Annotated in this window: 17 protein-coding genes and 2 pseudogenes; 6 read left to right on the top strand and 13 right to left on the bottom strand. The window is 59.9% G+C overall.

Going from position 1 to position 16,792, the window contains the following annotated elements; translation table 11 throughout:
* Both NW853_RS10160 and NW853_RS10155 read left to right on the top strand, forming a co-directional pair.
* Positions 1-406 (top strand): annotated as a pseudogene (locus tag NW853_RS10160) (GntR family transcriptional regulator); the annotation flags it as partial.
* 140 nt (positions 407-546) lie between these two features.
* Positions 547-981 (top strand): hypothetical protein, encoded by a 435-nt coding sequence (locus tag NW853_RS10155; protein ID WP_414334038.1) that lies wholly within the window; start codon positions 547-549, stop codon positions 979-981.
* Positions 982-1,023: 42 nt separating this feature from the next.
* Here the strand turns inward: NW853_RS10155 and ribB are convergent.
* From ribB to NW853_RS10090, 13 genes and pseudogenes are all read right to left on the bottom strand, one after another.
* Positions 1,024-2,172 (bottom strand): annotated as a pseudogene (ribB, locus tag NW853_RS10150) (3,4-dihydroxy-2-butanone-4-phosphate synthase); the annotation flags it as partial.
* Positions 2,173-2,295: 123 nt separating this feature from the next.
* Positions 2,296-3,453: a molybdopterin-synthase adenylyltransferase MoeB gene (gene moeB / locus NW853_RS10145; RefSeq protein ID WP_414334040.1), complete on the bottom strand. Its 1,158-nt coding sequence runs from the start codon at positions 3,451-3,453 to the stop codon at positions 2,296-2,298.
* A 2-nt stretch (positions 3,454-3,455) separates the two neighbouring features.
* Positions 3,456-3,737, bottom strand: a complete 282-nt coding sequence (locus tag NW853_RS10140; RefSeq protein ID WP_414334041.1) for a MoaD/ThiS family protein — start codon at positions 3,735-3,737, stop codon at positions 3,456-3,458.
* Between the two features lie 223 nt (positions 3,738-3,960).
* On the bottom strand, positions 3,961-4,449 hold the full coding sequence (locus NW853_RS10135; protein WP_414334043.1) for a M67 family metallopeptidase: 489 nt from the start codon (positions 4,447-4,449) through the stop codon (positions 3,961-3,963).
* A 149-nt stretch (positions 4,450-4,598) separates the two neighbouring features.
* Positions 4,599-4,880: a DUF6464 family protein gene (locus NW853_RS10130; protein ID WP_414334045.1), complete on the bottom strand. Its 282-nt coding sequence runs from the start codon at positions 4,878-4,880 to the stop codon at positions 4,599-4,601.
* A gap of 121 nt (positions 4,881-5,001) precedes the next feature.
* On the bottom strand, positions 5,002-6,462 hold the full coding sequence (argH, locus tag NW853_RS10125) for an argininosuccinate lyase (RefSeq protein ID WP_414348947.1): 1,461 nt from the start codon (positions 6,460-6,462) through the stop codon (positions 5,002-5,004).
* A gap of 86 nt (positions 6,463-6,548) precedes the next feature.
* Complete coding sequence (locus NW853_RS10120) at positions 6,549-6,767, bottom strand: hypothetical protein (RefSeq protein WP_414334049.1); 219 nt, start codon at positions 6,765-6,767, stop codon at positions 6,549-6,551.
* An 86-nt stretch (positions 6,768-6,853) separates the two neighbouring features.
* Positions 6,854-8,497 (bottom strand): PP2C family protein-serine/threonine phosphatase, encoded by a 1,644-nt coding sequence (locus NW853_RS10115; RefSeq protein WP_414348946.1) that lies wholly within the window; start codon positions 8,495-8,497, stop codon positions 6,854-6,856.
* 101 nt (positions 8,498-8,598) lie between these two features.
* A complete protein-coding gene (locus NW853_RS10110; protein WP_414348945.1) occupies positions 8,599-9,777 on the bottom strand; it encodes a glycosyltransferase family 4 protein in 1,179 nt (392 codons plus the stop codon).
* Positions 9,778-9,889: 112 nt separating this feature from the next.
* Positions 9,890-11,455, bottom strand: coding sequence for an MFS transporter (locus tag NW853_RS10105; protein ID WP_414348944.1), 1,566 nt, complete (start codon positions 11,453-11,455; stop codon positions 9,890-9,892).
* Positions 11,456-11,577: 122 nt separating this feature from the next.
* On the bottom strand, positions 11,578-11,922 hold the full coding sequence (locus NW853_RS10100) for an MgPME-cyclase complex family protein (RefSeq protein ID WP_414334055.1): 345 nt from the start codon (positions 11,920-11,922) through the stop codon (positions 11,578-11,580).
* An 84-nt stretch (positions 11,923-12,006) separates the two neighbouring features.
* Entirely contained in the window at positions 12,007-12,453 is a 447-nt protein-coding gene (locus tag NW853_RS10095; protein WP_414334056.1) for a hypothetical protein, read from the bottom strand.
* Positions 12,454-12,744: 291 nt separating this feature from the next.
* The gene (locus NW853_RS10090) at positions 12,745-13,863 is read right to left on the bottom strand and encodes a class I SAM-dependent methyltransferase (RefSeq protein ID WP_414334057.1); all 1,119 of its coding nucleotides are present in this window, start codon (positions 13,861-13,863) and stop codon (positions 12,745-12,747) included.
* Between the two features lie 253 nt (positions 13,864-14,116).
* Here NW853_RS10090 and NW853_RS10085 point away from each other — a divergent pair, with 253 nt between their 5' ends.
* From NW853_RS10085 to NW853_RS10070, 4 genes are all read left to right on the top strand, one after another.
* Positions 14,117-14,773, top strand: a complete 657-nt coding sequence (locus NW853_RS10085) for a response regulator (protein WP_414348943.1) — start codon at positions 14,117-14,119, stop codon at positions 14,771-14,773.
* A complete protein-coding gene (locus NW853_RS10080) occupies positions 14,773-15,453 on the top strand; it encodes a queuosine precursor transporter (RefSeq protein ID WP_414334059.1) in 681 nt (226 codons plus the stop codon). The genes NW853_RS10085 and NW853_RS10080 overlap by 1 nt, the downstream gene beginning before the upstream one ends.
* A gap of 184 nt (positions 15,454-15,637) precedes the next feature.
* Positions 15,638-15,823 carry a photosystem II reaction center protein PsbZ gene (psbZ, locus tag NW853_RS10075; RefSeq protein ID WP_414334060.1) on the top strand — a complete coding sequence of 62 codons (186 nt, stop codon included), beginning with the start codon at positions 15,638-15,640 and terminating at the stop codon, positions 15,821-15,823.
* Positions 15,824-16,003: 180 nt separating this feature from the next.
* Positions 16,004-16,624, top strand: a complete 621-nt coding sequence (locus NW853_RS10070) for a DUF2808 domain-containing protein (protein ID WP_414348942.1) — start codon at positions 16,004-16,006, stop codon at positions 16,622-16,624.
* The last annotated feature ends 168 nt before the right edge of the window (positions 16,625-16,792 follow it).

Here is a 16,792-nt window from a genome sequence, read left to right as displayed (position 1 = left end):
CGCCGTCGAGGCCATTGCCCAGCCGCGGGGGGCCCGTGTTCTCCCGGTGGAGGTATCTGACTACGCCCGCGAAATTGCCCTGATTCGCCAATTGCCTCCCCACGCCTGTCTAGGGCTGGTGAGCATCAGCACCGCCCTCCTGGAAGTTGCCGAGGTGATTGTCCACAGCCTGCGGGGAGACCTGCTGGTGCTGACGGCGGTGATTTCCGATGTCGAGCGGGTGGGATCCCTGATCCGCCGCGCCCACACCCTCATCTGCGACGAGGCCAGCTACCCCACCCTGCGCGCCCTAGTGCGCCAAGCCCGACCCGACCTGATCCGCACGCCCCACCTGGTCTGCGCCACCCCCCACATCGGAGAAGCAGCCATGGCCGAGCTGCGACGGGAATTGGGCGGGATCCCATGAGCAGCAAGGGCGAGAAAACTCCTTAAGTCTTGTTGCAGGCAGGCTATTTCGCGGATGACGGGCTGTGCAATGGTGTGCTTAAGTGGAAATACGGTAAAAGCCACCCTAATCTGATCCATCGCTAGTCAGTCTTTACACGTATGGTGATCCTCGACTACGCCGCCGCCGATCGCGACCATGTGGCGGTGACACGGGAAGGTTTCTGGGAAGCCATCCGCTTCCAGGGCCATTTTTACGTCTTTAACCGCAGCTTTTCTCGGCTGCAGGACGCCATCGACAGTTGCCGCTACGACATGGATCGCGGCTCCCTGATCAGCATTGTGGTGGTGCGATCCCAGAGCTACGAGGTGTGGTCGCAGGTGGGATCCGACATTCCCGTCTTGCCAAAGCCCCTCTTGAGCCCCACGGCCAGGGACTCTGTCTTGCCAGCGCGCCTGGCTCCATCTTTGCCCAAACGTCCTTCCTGGTCGTTCTGGCCTTGGGGATGCAAGGCTTATGGGGTCGAGGACGAACCGGCTGCACCGCGGCCCCTGTTCCACCACACCGCCCGGCCCTACAACGCTCTACAGGCTTAAGCCGGAATGGGTCGCGTTTTCTAGAGAACAGGATGGCTGCACGTGCAAATTGAGATCCGGCTCTTCCACCAGCAAGGGCACCCGCTCGGCCACTTCCAGGCCAAATCCTTTCAAGCCGCTGATGTGGCGAGAGGTGTTGCTGATCAAGCGCATTTGGCGCACCCCCACATCGCGTAGGATCTGGGCGCCAATGCCGTAATCCCGCAGATCCATCGCTGCCGGCGGCGTGGTTTCAGCTAGCCCCAGATCCTGCAGGGCATAGGACTGAATTTGCTGGATGAGGCTAAGCTCCTGCTCTTGCCGGCGCAGGTACACCAGCACCCCCTTGCCCTGGTGGTCGATCATCTTCAGGGCGGCGGTCAATTGGCGGCGGCAGTCGCAGCGCAGGGATCCCAGCGCATCCCCCAGGGGGCATTCCACATGCACGCGCACCAGGACGGGCTCGGCGGCAAATTGGGTCGGATCCCCCTTCACCAGCGCCAGGTGCTCCACCTGGTTGAGGCTGTCGCGGTAGCCGTAGACCTGAAACCGGCCAAACTCCGTCGGCAAGGTGGCAGTAGCCCCCCGATGCACCAGCCGTTCGGTGCGCAAGCGGTACTCGATCAGATGGGCGATGGTGATGATCTTCAAATTATGCTGGTGGGCGAACTCGACCAACTGGGGCAGGCGGGCCATCGAGCCATCCGGGTTTTGGATCTCGCAGATCACCCCTGCCGGGTACAGCCCGGCCAGCAGCGCCAGATCCACCGCCGCTTCTGTGTGGCCGGCCCGTTTGAGCACCCCGCCTTCCCGCGCCCGCAGCGGAAAGACATGCCCAGGGCGACGCAGATCTTCCGGTCGCGTATGGGGGTGGATGGCCGCCTGGATGGTGCGGGAGCGATCGGCGGCGGAAATGCCCGTCGAAACCCCTAACTCTGGCCCGGCGTCGATGCTGACGGTAAAGGCAGTCTGGTTGCTGTCGGTGTTTTGCCCCACCATCAGCGGGATCTTCAGCTCGTCCAGACGGGATCCCTGCATGGCTAGACAAATGAGGCCGCGCCCGTGGGTGGCCATGAAGTTGATCACCTCTGGCGTGGCAAACTGGGCAGCACAGATCAGATCCCCTTCGTTTTCCCGATTTTCGTCATCGACCACGATGACCATGCGGCCACACTTGAGGTCTTCCAGGGCTTCGGGGATGGAGTGAAAGATGGTTTCTGTCTCTGCCGGCAAAGTGGCACTCATGGAAAAAGGGACGCAAAAGGGAGATATTGGGCACAGCCGGCTCTGGGCAGCGGAGCCATCATATCCTGGACCAGGGATCCGGAAGTTGTCTCAGTACTTGGGAATCGAGGGATCGTAAGCCTCAGCCCAGGCGAGGATGCCACCGCGTAGATTTTTCCCCGCGATCCCAGCAGTTTGTAGGATCTTCAAGGCCTTAGCCGAGCGCACTCCACTCTTGCAGTGGACGATCAGCTCCGAGCCATTGAGCAGCTTGCGCACCTGCTCCACCCCATCGCCATTTTCGATTTGCGGCAACGGGATCAGGTGGGCGCCAGGGATCCGACCGATCTCCCACTCGTTGGGGTTGCGCACGTCGATCAACACAAAATCTTTGCCGGCATCCATCCGCGCCTTCAGCTCGGCCACACTGATCTCCGGGATCTCCGCTTGGCTGGCTTGCGCTTGCGGGATCCCGCAGAACTGCTCGTAGTCGATAAGTTGAGTGATGGGCGGGGTGGCAGGGTTCTTGCGCAGCTTTAGCTCGCGGAAGCTCATTTTTAGAGCATCGTAGAGCAGCAGCCGCCCGCTCAGGGTCGTGCCGATGCCCAACAGGATCTTCACAGTCTCCGTAGCTTGAATGAGGCCGATGATGCCGGGCAGGATCCCCAGCACTCCCCCCTCAGCACAGGAAGGCACCAATCCTGGCGGGGGTGGCTCGGGGTAGAGGTCGCGGTAGTTGGGCCCATCCTCGTAGTTGAAGACCGTCGCCTGCCCTTCAAAGCGGAAGATCGAGCCGTAGACATTGGGCTTGCCCGTCAGCACACAGGCATCGTTGACCAGGTAGCGGGTGGGGAAATTATCGGTACCGTCCACGATCACGTCGTAGTTGGCAAACAGCTCCAGGGCGTTGTGGGCCTTCAGAGCGGTGTTGTAAACGTCCACCTGGCAATAGGGGTTGATCTCCAGGATGCGGTTCTTGGCCGATTCCACCTTGGGCTTGCCCACCCAGGAAGTGCCGTGGATCACCTGCCGCTGCAGGTTCGACACGTCCACCACATCGAAATCGACGATGCCGATCCGCCCCACGCCGGCTGCCGCCAAGTACAGCAACAGGGGTGAGCCGAGGCCGCCTGTGCCGATGCAGAGCACCTTGCCCGCTTTCAGCCGCTTTTGTCCTTCCAGGCCCACCTCCGGCAGGATCAAATGGCGAGAAAACCGCTCCATCTCCTCGCGGGAGAGGCTGACTTGGCTGGTGTCCAGGTTCAGCATGGTCAAAGCCCTCCGGCAATAGCAGGAACAATGCTGATGACGGCTTGTTCTCCCACGGGGGTGTTGTCGCCTTGGGTCAAAGTGCGCACGTCCTCGTCATTGAGGTAAACGTTGACGAAATTGCGCAGCTTGCCGTCCTCGGTGTAGAGGTGGCGCTTCAGTTCGCCGTAGCGGGCGATGAGGTTGCGCATCACTTCGCCGACGTTGCTGCCCTCGATCTCAACAGCTTCCAGGTTGTCGGTGTAGGGGCGCAGGGGGGCGGGGATTAAGATTTTGGTTGCCATGGGAGTTCAGGGAAGGATTCTAGCGATCTCTGGTTCATTTTTGAGGTTCCGAGCCGATCTGGCGAACCTACCTGCTTGCAGTTATGTCACCTCTCCAGTTCAGACTACCGCTTTTCCGGCACCACTCACTCTCTCCACACCGGCTTGTCCAACCGGGATCGCAACGGAACTCAGCCCCAGATCTCACCTCAAGCTAGAAGATCAGGGCCACCGACGCCCGGCCCTAGCCGGCCAAAACTGGCAGCGCGGCAAGGGCCGCATCTTCCAAAATTTGCATCGGCTCCCGCTGGGGTTGCTCCTGCTCATCCAAAACCCAACTGACCACCTCTTCTGCTTTGCCCTCGCGCACACTGACGATCACACAGGAAAAGCCCCAAGGAAAGGCGTGCTGCCGATCGAACTCCGAGGGAATAGCCGCATGGTTGGGGTGAGAGTGATAGGTGCCCAGGATCCCCAACCCTCTGCGCACAGCATGGTCGTTGGCCCGCTTGAAAACTGCCGGCTCGATCAAGAAGCGGCGGCGGCTGGATTCTCCGTCTGCTAAGGGGTTTTCAGCTTGATCCCAGGTGTTGGCCGCCGGCCACAGCTCGTGGACGATCTTGTCCGATCCTTTGAGCTCGCCAATTAAAATGCCGCAGCCCTCGTAGGGAAAGGCCTGCTCGCCCTGCTGGCGGATGGCGCGAAGGTGCTCTGCCGAGAGGTGAAGGGCCATGAATCTCGCTTTTGTCGATGGAGTTACCGTTCTTTTATTGTGGCACAAATTGGCCGGGGATCCCTCAACTTGGCTACAGCGGGGTCCTCGACTCGACGCAGCTTGGGGGAGCGCGGCCCGATGGTGCCGACGCCAGCGGTCGGATCCCTCTAATGGAGCGACTCTAGAGTTGGAGCGGGTTTTGGAGCCGCGGCATAGTGGGGGCAGCCCTGGCACGGCCCCCGTGGATTGACGGCGCAGCGCAACCAAGCCGAGTGGGCGCTGAAAACACAGGTGGGATCCCCCAGAGGGGGGCCCAACTCCCCAGCTCGTTGACGGCGCAGCAGCACCACTTGTCGTCGCCAGTCCTGCAAAAATCGGCTGTAGGCGCGTTCTCGCCAGCGACGCTTGGCCGCATTTTCGAGGATATGGGCGGTGAGGTTATCCAACATGAAACGGTCACCCAGAGCAGAGGCCAACAAGCTGGGAATTGTGTTGGAGCGGCTCAGAACCTCAGGATGGCACACCCTGGCGAGGAAAACCCAAACATTGCCAATTCTCGTTGAGATAAGTTTAAATTTGTAGCGTTCCTTCCGAGGGCGCTGGCTGCTGGTGGCGGGCCTGGGCCTGTTGTAGGGCTTCCCGTACTACGGCAAAGCCCGTTCCTCCGGCGCTGCGCCGCGCCGCCACCACCTGGCGGGGATCGATGGCCGCCGCAATGTCCTCCTCAAAAGCCGGGTGGAAAGTTTTCCAGCGCTCCAAGGGCAGATCCTTTAGCAGGATCCCCTCTGCCAAACAAATGCGCACGATCTGGCCCACCAGGTCATGGGCAGCGCGAAAGGGGATCCCTTTGCGCACCAAGTAGTCGGCCACATCGGTGGCGTTGGAGAAATCCTCCTGCACAGCAGCGGCCATGCGCTCAGGCTGAAATTGGATCCCTTCCCGCAGCAGGATGGTCATCGCCTCCAGGCAGGCTTTTAAGGTCTCGACCGTATCGAATAGCCCCTCTTTGTCTTCTTGGAGATCTTTGTTGTAGGCCAGCGGCAGCCCCTTCAAGGTGACCAGCAAAGCTTGGAGATGGCCAAACACCCGCCCCGCCTTGCCGCGCACCAATTCCGGCACATCGGGGTTTTTCTTCTGGGGCATGAGGCTGGAGCCGGTGGCACAGGCATCGGTGAGGACGACAAAGCCGAACTCCTGCGAGGCCCAGAGGACAAGCTCTTCCGAGAGGCGACTGAGGTGAACCAAAATCAAGCTGGCGGCGGTGTGAAACTCCACCAGGTAGTCGCGGTCGCTGACGGCATCCAAGCTGTTGGCGCTGATGCGCTCAAATCCCAGCAGATGGGCAGTGAGCTGCCGATCGATGGGCAGGGAAGTGCCGGCCAAGGCCCCGGAGCCGAGGGGACAGACATTCACCTCTTCCCGCACCCGCCCCAGCCGTTGCCAGTCTCGCCAGAGCATTTCTTCATAGGCCAAAAGGTGGTGGGCCAGGCTGATCGGCTGAGCCCGTTGCAGATGGGTGTAGCCGGGCAGGATCGTCTCCAGATGCTGCTCGGCCAAGTCCAGCAAGACTCCCCGCAGCTCCCAGAGGGCCTGCCGCAGGTGATCGATGTGATCCCGCAGATAGAGGCGCAGATCGGTAGCCACTTGGTCGTTGCGGGAGCGCCCCGTGTGCAGTTTTTTGCCCACCTCCCCCACCAAGGCCACCAAACGGCGCTCGACGGCATAGTGGACATCCTCGGCCTCTGGATCGGGACGGAAGGTGCCGGCAGCCGCTTCCTGTTGGATCTGCTCCAGCCCCTGCCGGATCTGGTCGGCCTCTGGCCGGGTCAGAATGCCGCAAGCGGCCAACATCTGCACATGAGCCAGGGATCCGGCCACATCGTAGGGCAAAAGGCGGATGTCGAAGCCGATGCTGGCGTTGAAGCGGGCGATGGCAGGATGCAGGGATCCCTCAAAGCGCTGGCTCCAGGGGCGTGGGGTAACCGTCGCTGTCGGCTCAGAACTGGGAGAATGGGGAGAAGGATTGACCACCGCTGCAGTTGTGGAAAAAATACAAAAATCAAGAACAGACGGCTAAAACCCCGCCGCCTCAGGCCAACTGGATCCGGCCAGAGCAACTAGTGGGAGCTGGTGATGCTCTTGAGCATATAGCCCACCACGATCCCTATCAAAAGCGCCCAAATTTGGCCCGACTCCACAAAGCCATTCCAACCCTTGCGGATATCGCCCAGTACATCCTGCCGGAACACCTGCCCGACCATCATTTTTGTCTGGAAAGCAGCAGGAGCCGGCAAGTAAACCGAAGTGGTTTCAGACCCAGAGGAAGAGAAGTTCATGGCTATGCCTAAGGTGTAGATAACCGGGAAGCAGGGGAGCCAGCCCTGTACTAGCTAGAGCGTACCCTGAGTTCGAACTTTTTTAGCTATTTTGGCTCAGAGTCGGGCAACACCTTCAACACCACCAGTGTGGTATCGTCCACAGGCTCAGGCCGCAGGGAAATCTCATCTTGCAATAGCAGCTCTGGATCGTCCGGCGGCAACAGGGTCAGAGGAGGGGATCCCTGGCGACCTCGGAAAGCATCCATCTGCTCAAACAAGCTCTCCAAGATGTCTTCGGGGGAGTCGTAGCGACAGGCAGCATGCTGGATGGCATCCATGAGCCCAGAGGTTTCCAAGCGCTCCCCGCGGCTGTTGGCAGCCTCGGTGTAGCCGTCGGTGTAGTACACCACCACATCTCCGGGTTGCAGTTGCACGCAGCTTTCCGAGTAGTGGCTGTTTTCCTCCAAGCCGATCAGCGCCCCTTCTGTGTCCAGGGGTTGAATCTCGCGGGTGCGGGCCTGCCACCACAGGGTAGGGTTGTGGGCCGCGTTGCTAAAGCAAAGGCGATGGGAGTGGGGATCGTACTCTGAATAAAACAGGCTGATGAAGCGATTGGAGTGCTCCAGGTCGCTGTACATGGCCCGGTTCAGATGTTGCAGAACGCGGGCTGGGGAATGACGGTTGAGAGCTTCTGCCCGCACCATGGCTCGGGTCATGCTCATCAACAGGCCGGCGGGCACCCCTTTGCCCATCACATCCCCAATGACGATGGCCAGCTTTTCAGATGAGGGTGGAGAGGCAGCCGGATCTGATTTTTCTGGAATCTTGATGAAATCGTAGTAGTCGCCTCCCACTTTGCTGGCCACACGGCAACGAGCTGCCAGGCGAATGCCTTTGACTTGCGGGTACTCCTGCGGTAGCAATTGAGCCTGGATGTAAGAGCCGATCTCCATTTCTTTTTCTAGGGCCACTTTGCGGCGCAAGGCTGCCGTCAAGCGGTCGTTTTCGATGGCCACGCCTGCCTGATCGGCGACCAGGCGCAACAGTTGTTGGCGGCGTTCATCCCAGTGGTAGCCGGGCTGACGGCTGAAGACGTACAAGCGACCCTGGACAGAGTTGCGGATCAACAAGGGCGTGCCGAAGAGGCGCACATCCGGCCCTAAGCTCTGGCGAAACCGCTCGTCCAACAGGTGTTCGAGGGCAGGGATTTTGACGGACAGGGATCCCTCCGTCTTGAGCATGGGCTCCTGAGCCGAGAGGGTTTGGGCAATCTGCTCCATCTCAGCCCGAATCTGTTCGCGGTGGTGGAGATCCGAGCAATGCAGTTGATCCAACTGAATGGTGCCGTTGGGGTTGAACAAAACCAGGGCTCCGCCTTCGGCATCGGTCAGTTGGCTGGCCACAAAAGCCGTCAGCTCCAGGATCTGATTCAAGTTGTTAAAGGAGCGGAGGGCAAAGGCTAACCACGCCAGCAAATACTGCATCCGATACTGGTCTGTCCCCACTTTTGCCACCCGATCCGGCATTGCAGGGGCAGGCACAATGGCAGGCTTGACCTCCGGCAGCTCCACCTCATCAGACGTAACGCCAACCGGATCCGGGCTGGCCTGAGCTGAGCGTAAGTCGCCCGAGTTCTCCAGGGAGGGAACTGGAGGATTGGGGGGCAAATCCTGGCCAAGCAAAGGCTCCGACCACGAGGAGCCGGATAGCTGTGCCGAAACGGCCTTTTGGGGGCTGTGAGCATCCATCGGGAAGGCTGGCGTTAATCCCTTGGAAACGTAACGAAACAGCTTAGCAAAAATATCACAAGCTCTACACAAAAGTTCTGCCTCGCTTTCGACTTCCTCCTTTAGGCCCGGCGATGCTGACGGGATCCCTGGCACAGCTCCCGGTAGAGCTGTTCCACCCGACTGATGTTGTGGCTGAGGGTATAGCGTTCCAGCACCCGCCGGCGGGCCTTCATCCCCAGCAGTTGGGTAAACTCCCGTTGATCCCGCAGCAAAGGCAGCAGGGTTTGCAGCTCCGCCGTCACCCGTGTCGGATCCAACAGGATCCCGGCTCCATCCGCCAAAACCTCGCCATCGGCGCCCACATCGGTGGCCACCGCCGCCAGCCCGCAGGCCATCGCCTCCAGCAAGGACAAAGAGAGCCCCTCGATCAAAGAGGGCAAAACAAACACATCGGCCCCGCGCAAGATCTCGATGCGCTGCTGCTCGTCGGCAATATACCCCAGCCAGTGGATCCCATGTTGAAGGGTATAGAAGGGCTTGAGGGTGTTGAGCAGCGGCCCATCCCCCACAATCAGCAGACCGCACTTCTCCCCCATCTGGGAGTGTTTCCAAGCCTTGAGCAGGGCTTCCAGGTTTTTCTCCGGCGAGACCCGCCCCAGATAGACAAAGATCCGCTCCAGTCCCAACCGCTGTTTGAGGGTTGAAGGCCCAGGCGAATACTTGTCCACATCCACGCCATTGGGAATGACCACCACCTGCTGGGGACGCACCCCCAGTTTGACCAAGATCTCCCGTTGCGTCTCTGAGAAGACAATGGTGCGGTGATAATTGGCCAGACAAGGGGCGTAGAGTTGATAGGCCAAGTATTGGGTGCGGGAGGCGATGTTGCGCCGCCGCCGGTCGAAGGCCGGGTGAAAAGTGGCCACCAGCGGCTGGTTAAGCTCTGCACAGATCTCCGGCAGCACGAAGTCAATGGGAGAAATCGTCAAGGAGGCATGTACCAGATCCGGCTGCAGTTCCCTGAGGGCCTGGGTGAGCACCCGCTTGGCGTTGGGGGCCGGGATCGTGTAGATTTGCGACTTATACAGACAGGGGAGGGAAACGTCGCGGCGATCCAGCTCTGCCCGCCAGCCTTCACCTCCACGAGAGCCGAGATCCCAAGTGGGCGGTTGGCCGTCGTTGGTGAAGTGAAAAAAGCTCACTTGATGTCCCCGATCCAACAGGCCGTTGGTCACCTCACGGCTGTAGGTGACATTGCCACAGAAAGGTGTTTTCTTGCCTATCCAGGCGATGTGCATGGGCGGATCCCCGCAAAGGCAAAGCGCTGAACTGCAAGGAGGGTCTCGACTTTTGAGCCTCTACAAGAGTAGCAGAGTTAGCTGCTGCCTTGGCCCCAGCTTTGAGAGGGTTTCACCGGCCTTCTCTGCCCAATAGGCTCCAGGTGTACAGCCCCGCCAGAGCGGCCAGAGCAGACAGGCCTAAAAACATCCCGGAAAGGCCAAAGTAGGTTTCCGCCAACCCCGTCAAGACCAGAGGCAAACTGAGGGCGATATTGGCCACATTGTTCTGGAGCCCAAAAATCTTGCCTCGCAGATGATCTGGCGTTTCCTCCTGGATCAAGGTTTGCATCGGCACCGCCACCAAAGCCCCGCCACAGCCTAACAGAGCAATCCAGCCCAAGCTGAGCAACAACCAGTGGGTCGTCCAAGATAGGGCTGCCAGAGACCCACAGAGCAGCAGGGATCCCAGCCCGCTCCAGGCGCGGCAGCTCACCCGGCGGCCCGCATGCCCCACCCAAAAGGCGCCGATCCCCATGCCCAGGCCGGCAGCGGCCAACAACACCCCAAACTGATCCGGCCTCAGCTCCGGCATCACTTCGGCCATGCGCACCGCCAAAACGGCCAGTGCCGCAAACAGCGAGTAGAGCACCACCACCTGCAGCAGAGCAGCCCGGATCAGGGGCATCTGGCCGACATATTGCAAGCCCAACTGGAGATCTTCCCAAAGGTGGGGGGCTTCCCAAGGCCGGGGCTCCAGCTTCTCGTGGGGTTGTAGCAGCAACAGCAGGGATCCGGCCAAGAGGTAGGCTCCCCCCACCAACAGCTCCGGCCCCACCTCCCAGCCCGGCAACCAATGGCGCACCCAATGATCCGCCAGGGTTAACAGCGGTTCCCCCACAGCAAAGCCAACAATCAGCGAAGCCATCATCGTGGTGGTGTAGAGGGAATTGGCCGCCAGCAGCTCTCGCTTCGGCAGGATCAAGGGCAAAATCGCCTGTTCAGCAGGAGCAAAAAACTGGGTCAGGGTCGAGACGGCAAGGCTCACCAGCAACAGCCCGACAAACCCCAAGGGGATCCCCGGCCAAAGGTCGCGCCCGGCGGTGAGCCAGAGCAGCAGCGGCAACAGCAACACCAGGATCCCGCGCGCCAGGTTGGAGAGCACCAACACCCCTTTTTTTAGCCAGCGATCCACAAATACCCCTGCCAGGCTGCCCAGTAGCATCGCCGGCAGCGTAAAAGCCAGCATGATGGCCGAGACCCAACCGCTAATAGAGGCTCCTTCTGGCTGAAACTTGCGGGCAATCAACCCAATCAGCAGCACCAACAACACTTTGTCCGCCAACTGCGAACACACCTGCCCCATCCACAGCAGCAGAAAATTGCGTCGGCGCAGCACAGCAACAAAGTTTCTCAGGCCCGGCTCAGATAAACCTTGATTTTCCTCTTCTTTTTGGGGATCCTCGGGAAGTGGATCTGGTGAGGGATCCCCAGAGGAGCACTCCGGCGAGCTCAGGGTGGGGCTTGCTGTCGGCTCAGGCAAGAGAGCTTCTGACTTCAGCACCCAAGTTGGCGCTGATGCAGGCTGGAAATCCCGAAGGCAGGAGTTGGGGTGGCAGACCTCTGCCCCTCCTTCCGGCCTGTTCCATTGTTGCTCCAAAGTCATAAAGTCATAGTGCTCCGCGGCTGACCTGCCCATTTCCCCGACGTCGGCCCCACAACGGAGGATCCCGTCAGCCAAGAAGGGCAGGTATGGGGTGCCCCGATCTTATCCTGGCCTGCCCTCCCCTCAACCCATTCAAATCTTAGGAATCGGCAGGCTTACCCTTTGTCGGCAGATAAGGAGCGCAAGGGATCCGGGATCGACTCGCTAGGAGCCACGAAGCTGCCCATTTCTACAAAAGTCAGGCGCACCTTCAGCCAGCGAATGAAATCCTCGTTGGTTGAGACCACTGCCCCCAGTGGGCCGCTCAGCTTGTCCCGCAAAGGCTTCAACGGTGGGGCTTCCATAAAAGCCGGCTGCGGCACCCAGAAGAAATCGACAGGGCGGCGGCGCTCCTCGTAGTGTCGGCGACGCTCCTCCAGCACCTCTTCCAGGGGCTCAGAACGTAAGAAAGACAGGCTGGCAACGACAAAGTGATAGGTCATCGGCTCGACAACAGACATAAAGTTGCTATGAAGCTGCTAACGATAGAGGCTAGGGCCGGACATCCACGGCTAAGAGGGACCCTTCCCTGCAGGCCCTCTCCCTCAGAAATGGGCAGATTTAAGCAGATGCGGGGCCGGATCGCGGGAGCTACAGAGGAGCCGACAGTCTTCCAACTGCCGCAGGACGGGCAGCCGCGCCATCACTTCTTCAGGCGGCATGGCGTGTTCGGAAGCCTGTTTGAGGGTGGGCAGAGCCTGGGCTGCCCATTCCCGAGCCCAGGTAGTGGACTCAACTGTTTCCTTCTGCTCCAACAGCTCTTGGCAAAGGGCGATTGAGCGCTCCAGGTCACCACTACCCTGATAGGCCATGACCAGAGCCACACGAGCCAAAGCGCAGTCTTCCGGATTTGCCCTAGAGCCATTGCGCTCTTGCTTCTCTTGGATTGAGCAGCAGTAGCAGAACGACTCGAGAAGATTGATCGCCTCCAGGTAGCGCTCCTGCTTGAGAGCAGTGATGCCGGCGCGGAGGGATCCATGGGGGTGGGACATGAGCCTAAGCGGAAGAAAAGAGTTTAGACGGACTTGCGCCCAAGGGTTATCCAGTTCAACCCGTCTTCTTATCCAAGGTTTCGTGTCTAAAACTACTATACACCCTCTGGACAAGTGACCGCCGATTTACCAGCTAGCGCCGTAGGGCCCCACCTTGCAAGGCGGGGATTAGAAGCTGATATCTTGCCTGCTGGGATGGCCTTGTGCCGTCCCTCCCTGGAGGGGCACGGGTGGTCAACCGCCTTAAAAACCCAAGCTAGCTGCAGGCGGCGGGTTCCCCTAGAAGGGTGCTCAACTTTTGCGGGCCAAGGTGTAGGCGCTGACGTAGTGGGTTTCTCGGCGCAACACTTCACAGCCCGCCTGCTGCAGGCGCGCCCCCAGATCGTCGCGGATGTAGTCCCGGTAGTAGGGTTCGTGGAAGGTTTGCGCAAAAGCTTCCATCGTCTCCTCCAGCTCCGGCGAGTCCAGCAGTTGCACCGAGTCGCAAATGACGATCACGCCCCCCGGCTTCACCACGCGGCTCATCTCGTTGATGACATTTTGGCGGGCTGGGCCGGGCAGCTCGTGGAAGAGAAACACGCTGACAACCGCATCAAAGGTGGCGTCGGCGTAGGGCATGGCCTCGGCGTTGGCGCGGATGAGCTGCGGCAGCTCCCCCGGCAGCTCTTGCAACAGCCGGTTGGCCTTGCGCAGGTAGGCAGGGGAAAGATCCAAACCATACAGCGCGGCTTTGGGCAGGGATCCCCGCAGCAGGCGCAGCGTGCGCCCGGTGCCACAAGCTACATCGAGAATGTGGGGAGCCGACAGGGCGGGATCGAGAGCATCTTTGAGCAGGCGGATCACCCGCCGCCGCATCGCATCTGCCGTGCCACCAAACAGCAGTTCCACCTGCAGGTCGTAGAGCTCAGCCGAGCTGTCGCTCAGGTAGCCGTTGGTTTGGTAATGAAAATTTTGCAGGTAGTATTTTGGATAGCCTTCTGTGGAGATGTCCTGAGAAAACTCTTGGTAGCGCTTGCTGTGTACCCGCTGAGTGATCTGCGGCAGATCCAGCCATACCTGCGGGTAGTAGCGGGCAAAGTCCAGCCAGGGGTTGTCGAAAAGAAGCGCGTGAGGGTAATAACCTGCCTCGGCATCTTGCCAATCGACCTGGAGCAGCCGTTCGTAACGAGCCCGCAACTCTTGCAAAGTAGCTGCGCTGAGCTTCACTCGCTCCCGCGGCGGCAGGGTTTTCCCGGAGGAGAAGCTCTGCAGATCCCTAAGTACCGAGAGCATCAGCTCCGAAGCCTGGGTGGAGAGAGCCTTATGGGCAAAGCCAAAGAGATTTTTACCCCACTGAAAAGTGCGGTAGGCAGCTTCTCCGACTGGAGACGGGATCGGCAGCGACAGCTCGGAGCTCAACTGTAGGCTCATAACCCTGCAAGGTGCGAATGCTTAATGTTTGTTTACGTTAGATTATAGCAAGGCAGCGATGGGAAATCGGCAAGTTCTGGGCCTTGGGAGAGTCGGCGAAGTTGGAGCTGTAGATCGCCAATCACACCCCACTTCCCCAAGAGGGAGAGTACTCTATTGGTGTCCCCGGAAGGACGTCCCCGATGCCCCATGCACTGGAGGAAGGGGCTGAGCAGGTCGAGCAGATGGGAACAGAAAAGGGAGTGCCCCGAGCATGACAGCCAAGACGGTGTTGGTCATTGACGATAGCATCATGATCCGCAAGATGGTGGCCAGCATCTTGGCTGACCAGTTTCAGGTGCTGGAGGCCAAAGATGGCCTAGCGGGCTTGGAGGCTGCCAAAAAACATCACCCCGACCTGATCTTGCTGGATTTTGTCATGCCCAAGATGGACGGCTATGACACATTGCAGGCCATCCGGCAGGAAGAGAGCCTGAAGAATACCCCCGTCATCATCATGTCGGGGATGAAAGAGCAGGTAACAGCCCGCATCCCTGAGCCTTTTGTCGATTTTGACTTCATTGAAAAGCCGTTTGAGGCGGAAGCCCTTCTGGCTCGCATTCAAAAGGCCCTGCAAGTGACCCCGGCGGCTGCGCTGGAGCCCGGATCGGAAACCAACACTCAATTGCTCTTGAACAAGCTCACCGCCATCGAGACGCTGCTCATCCAAGGTACGGAAAACCTCATCCAGCGGGAGGTGGTGACGCGGCTTGCCAGCCTCAACCAGCGCCTGGAGCGTCAGGAATCTTATAGCGCTAACCTGGAAGAGCAGATCCGTAAACTTGCCAGCGAAGTGGAACGGCACAGTCAGGGCCTGGCCCTGATTGTCAAAGAACTACGGCAGATCCGCAAACTTCTAGGGGGATCCTGATGTCTGAGCGCGCCTATCGGCACCTGGATGCGGTGACGGCCCTGTTTGTGGCCGTGCTGCTGATTTCCAACATCGCCTCCACTAAGATCGTGCTTTTGGGGCCGTTTACCTTCGATGGCGGCACCATCCTCTTTCCCCTCAGCTACATTTTCGGCGACATCCTCACAGAGGTCTACGGCTATGCCCGCTCGCGGCGGGTGATCTGGCTGGGGTTTTTCTCGGCGGCCCTGATGTCGGCGACCTTCATGATCGTGGGATCCCTGCCGGCAGCCCCCGACTGGCCCTATCAGGAAGCCTACAACCAGATCCTCGGCCTCACCCCCCGTATTGTGCTGGCCAGCCTGATTGCCTACTGGAGCGGCAGCTTCGCCAATGCCTACGTGCTGGCGCGCCTGAAGGTGTGGACGCGGGGACGCTGGCTGTGGACGCGCACCATCGGCTCCACCCTGGTGGGCCAAGCGGTGGACACGGGCCTGTTTATTCTCATCGCTTTCTGGGGGGTGTTTCCCGGTCTCGTGAGCCTCATCGTCTCCAACTACGTGTTCAAGTGTGCCGTTGAGGCAGTCTGTACGCCTCTGACCTACGCCATCACCGGCTGGCTGAAGCAGCAAGAACAGGAAGACTACTTTGACGTGGCAACCGACTTCAACCCTTTCCGAATGCAGTCTGTATCTAGATAGTTCATCCATCCAGCGGCTGCCCCGACGGATCTGGCCTTGAGAGGGATCCCAGTTTTGGTATAGTCAGAGCGTTATCTATCTTATCTACCCTGCCGCCGGTGCGCAGCGAGCCGGATCAGGTTGGGTAGCCCGGTGTTGTCGGGAGCTTTTATCCAAGACAAGACTTTTGTGAGGGATCCAGACCATGATGCTCATTTTCCAAATTGCTTTGTTGGTGTTGGTGCTGTACAGCTTGCTGCTGGTGGTGGCGGTGCCGGTGCTCTACAGCTCGGCCAGCGACTGGAGCCGGGCCAAGAATGTGATTTTGGTGGGATCCCTGCTCTGGGTGCTGATGGTGATCGGGGTGGGGGTACTCAGTTTCTTTAAGTGATCCTCCCAGCAGGATCCTTCGACGCCCATCCCCCAGTCTCCTGGACGTTCCAGAGCATCAGGGTTGCGACTGTGAGGTTCTGGTGGTGGGGAAAAACTGCGCATCTCCGCACCCGAGTGGGCCCTGGGCGCTCCCGGTGGAAGGGATCCCGCCCCTTACAATGGATAGCAATTCAATCTCATGGCCTTGCTGCTCGCTCGGCCGGCGGCAAGGTGCGCCTGTGCCGAAGTCTTTTGGGAGGTTTGGGTGTTGAGAGCAGTGAAGCGTTCGTGGGGCCTCCGCTTGGCCCGGCTGGGGACGAGGCTGATTTTGGCAGGCTTGTTGGTAGGGGCGCTATCCCCTTTGGCAAAGGCACAGTCGGGCTTTGTCATCACCGGCAGCGAGGGGGTGCCTGTCCTCAGCTATCGGCTGGATTTTCGCGGCATTCGCGGTCGGCTGGATCGCTATCGCTTGAAGATCCCACCGCAGGATGTGGCGGTGGCGGAGGTGCAGATTAGCGCGGATAGGAACTTTGATGCCGTCATCGATCCCCAGAATGTGCGCCTAGAGGTGGAGGGCAAGTCGGTGGAGCTGGCGGAAGTGTACTGGAACGAGGAGTTTCGCTCTTTGGAGGTGGTGGCCCGTCAACCCATTGCCGCCGGCCAGGAGATCCGCTTGGTGCTCTCCAATGTGCGCAACCCTTCCGCTGCCGGCATCTACCGGGTAGAGGCGCGGGTACGGGGAACAGAGCCCAACCCGCTCTTCCGCAAGGTGGGCAACTGGCTCATCACCATCGACGATCCGGAGCGGCTCACGTTCTGATGGCCGCTGCCTCTGGTTTCAACAACCCCAAGGGATCCCCATCTCCCCTCTCCCTGAGGGAGAGGGGCTGGGGGTGGTCGCGTGAGCGGCGCGGAGCGCTTGGGCCTCAGGGAGAGGGGATCTCCCCTCCAGACAGTAGCCTGGCATACAGGGAGAGGTTGTCTTTGG

The organism is Synechococcus sp. H55.11, from assembly GCF_047462475.1.
GTDB lineage: Bacteria > Cyanobacteriota > Cyanobacteriia > Thermostichales > Thermostichaceae > Thermostichus.
Note: the sequence above shows the minus strand (reverse complement) of the source record. Positions and strands in the feature narration are given on the sequence as shown.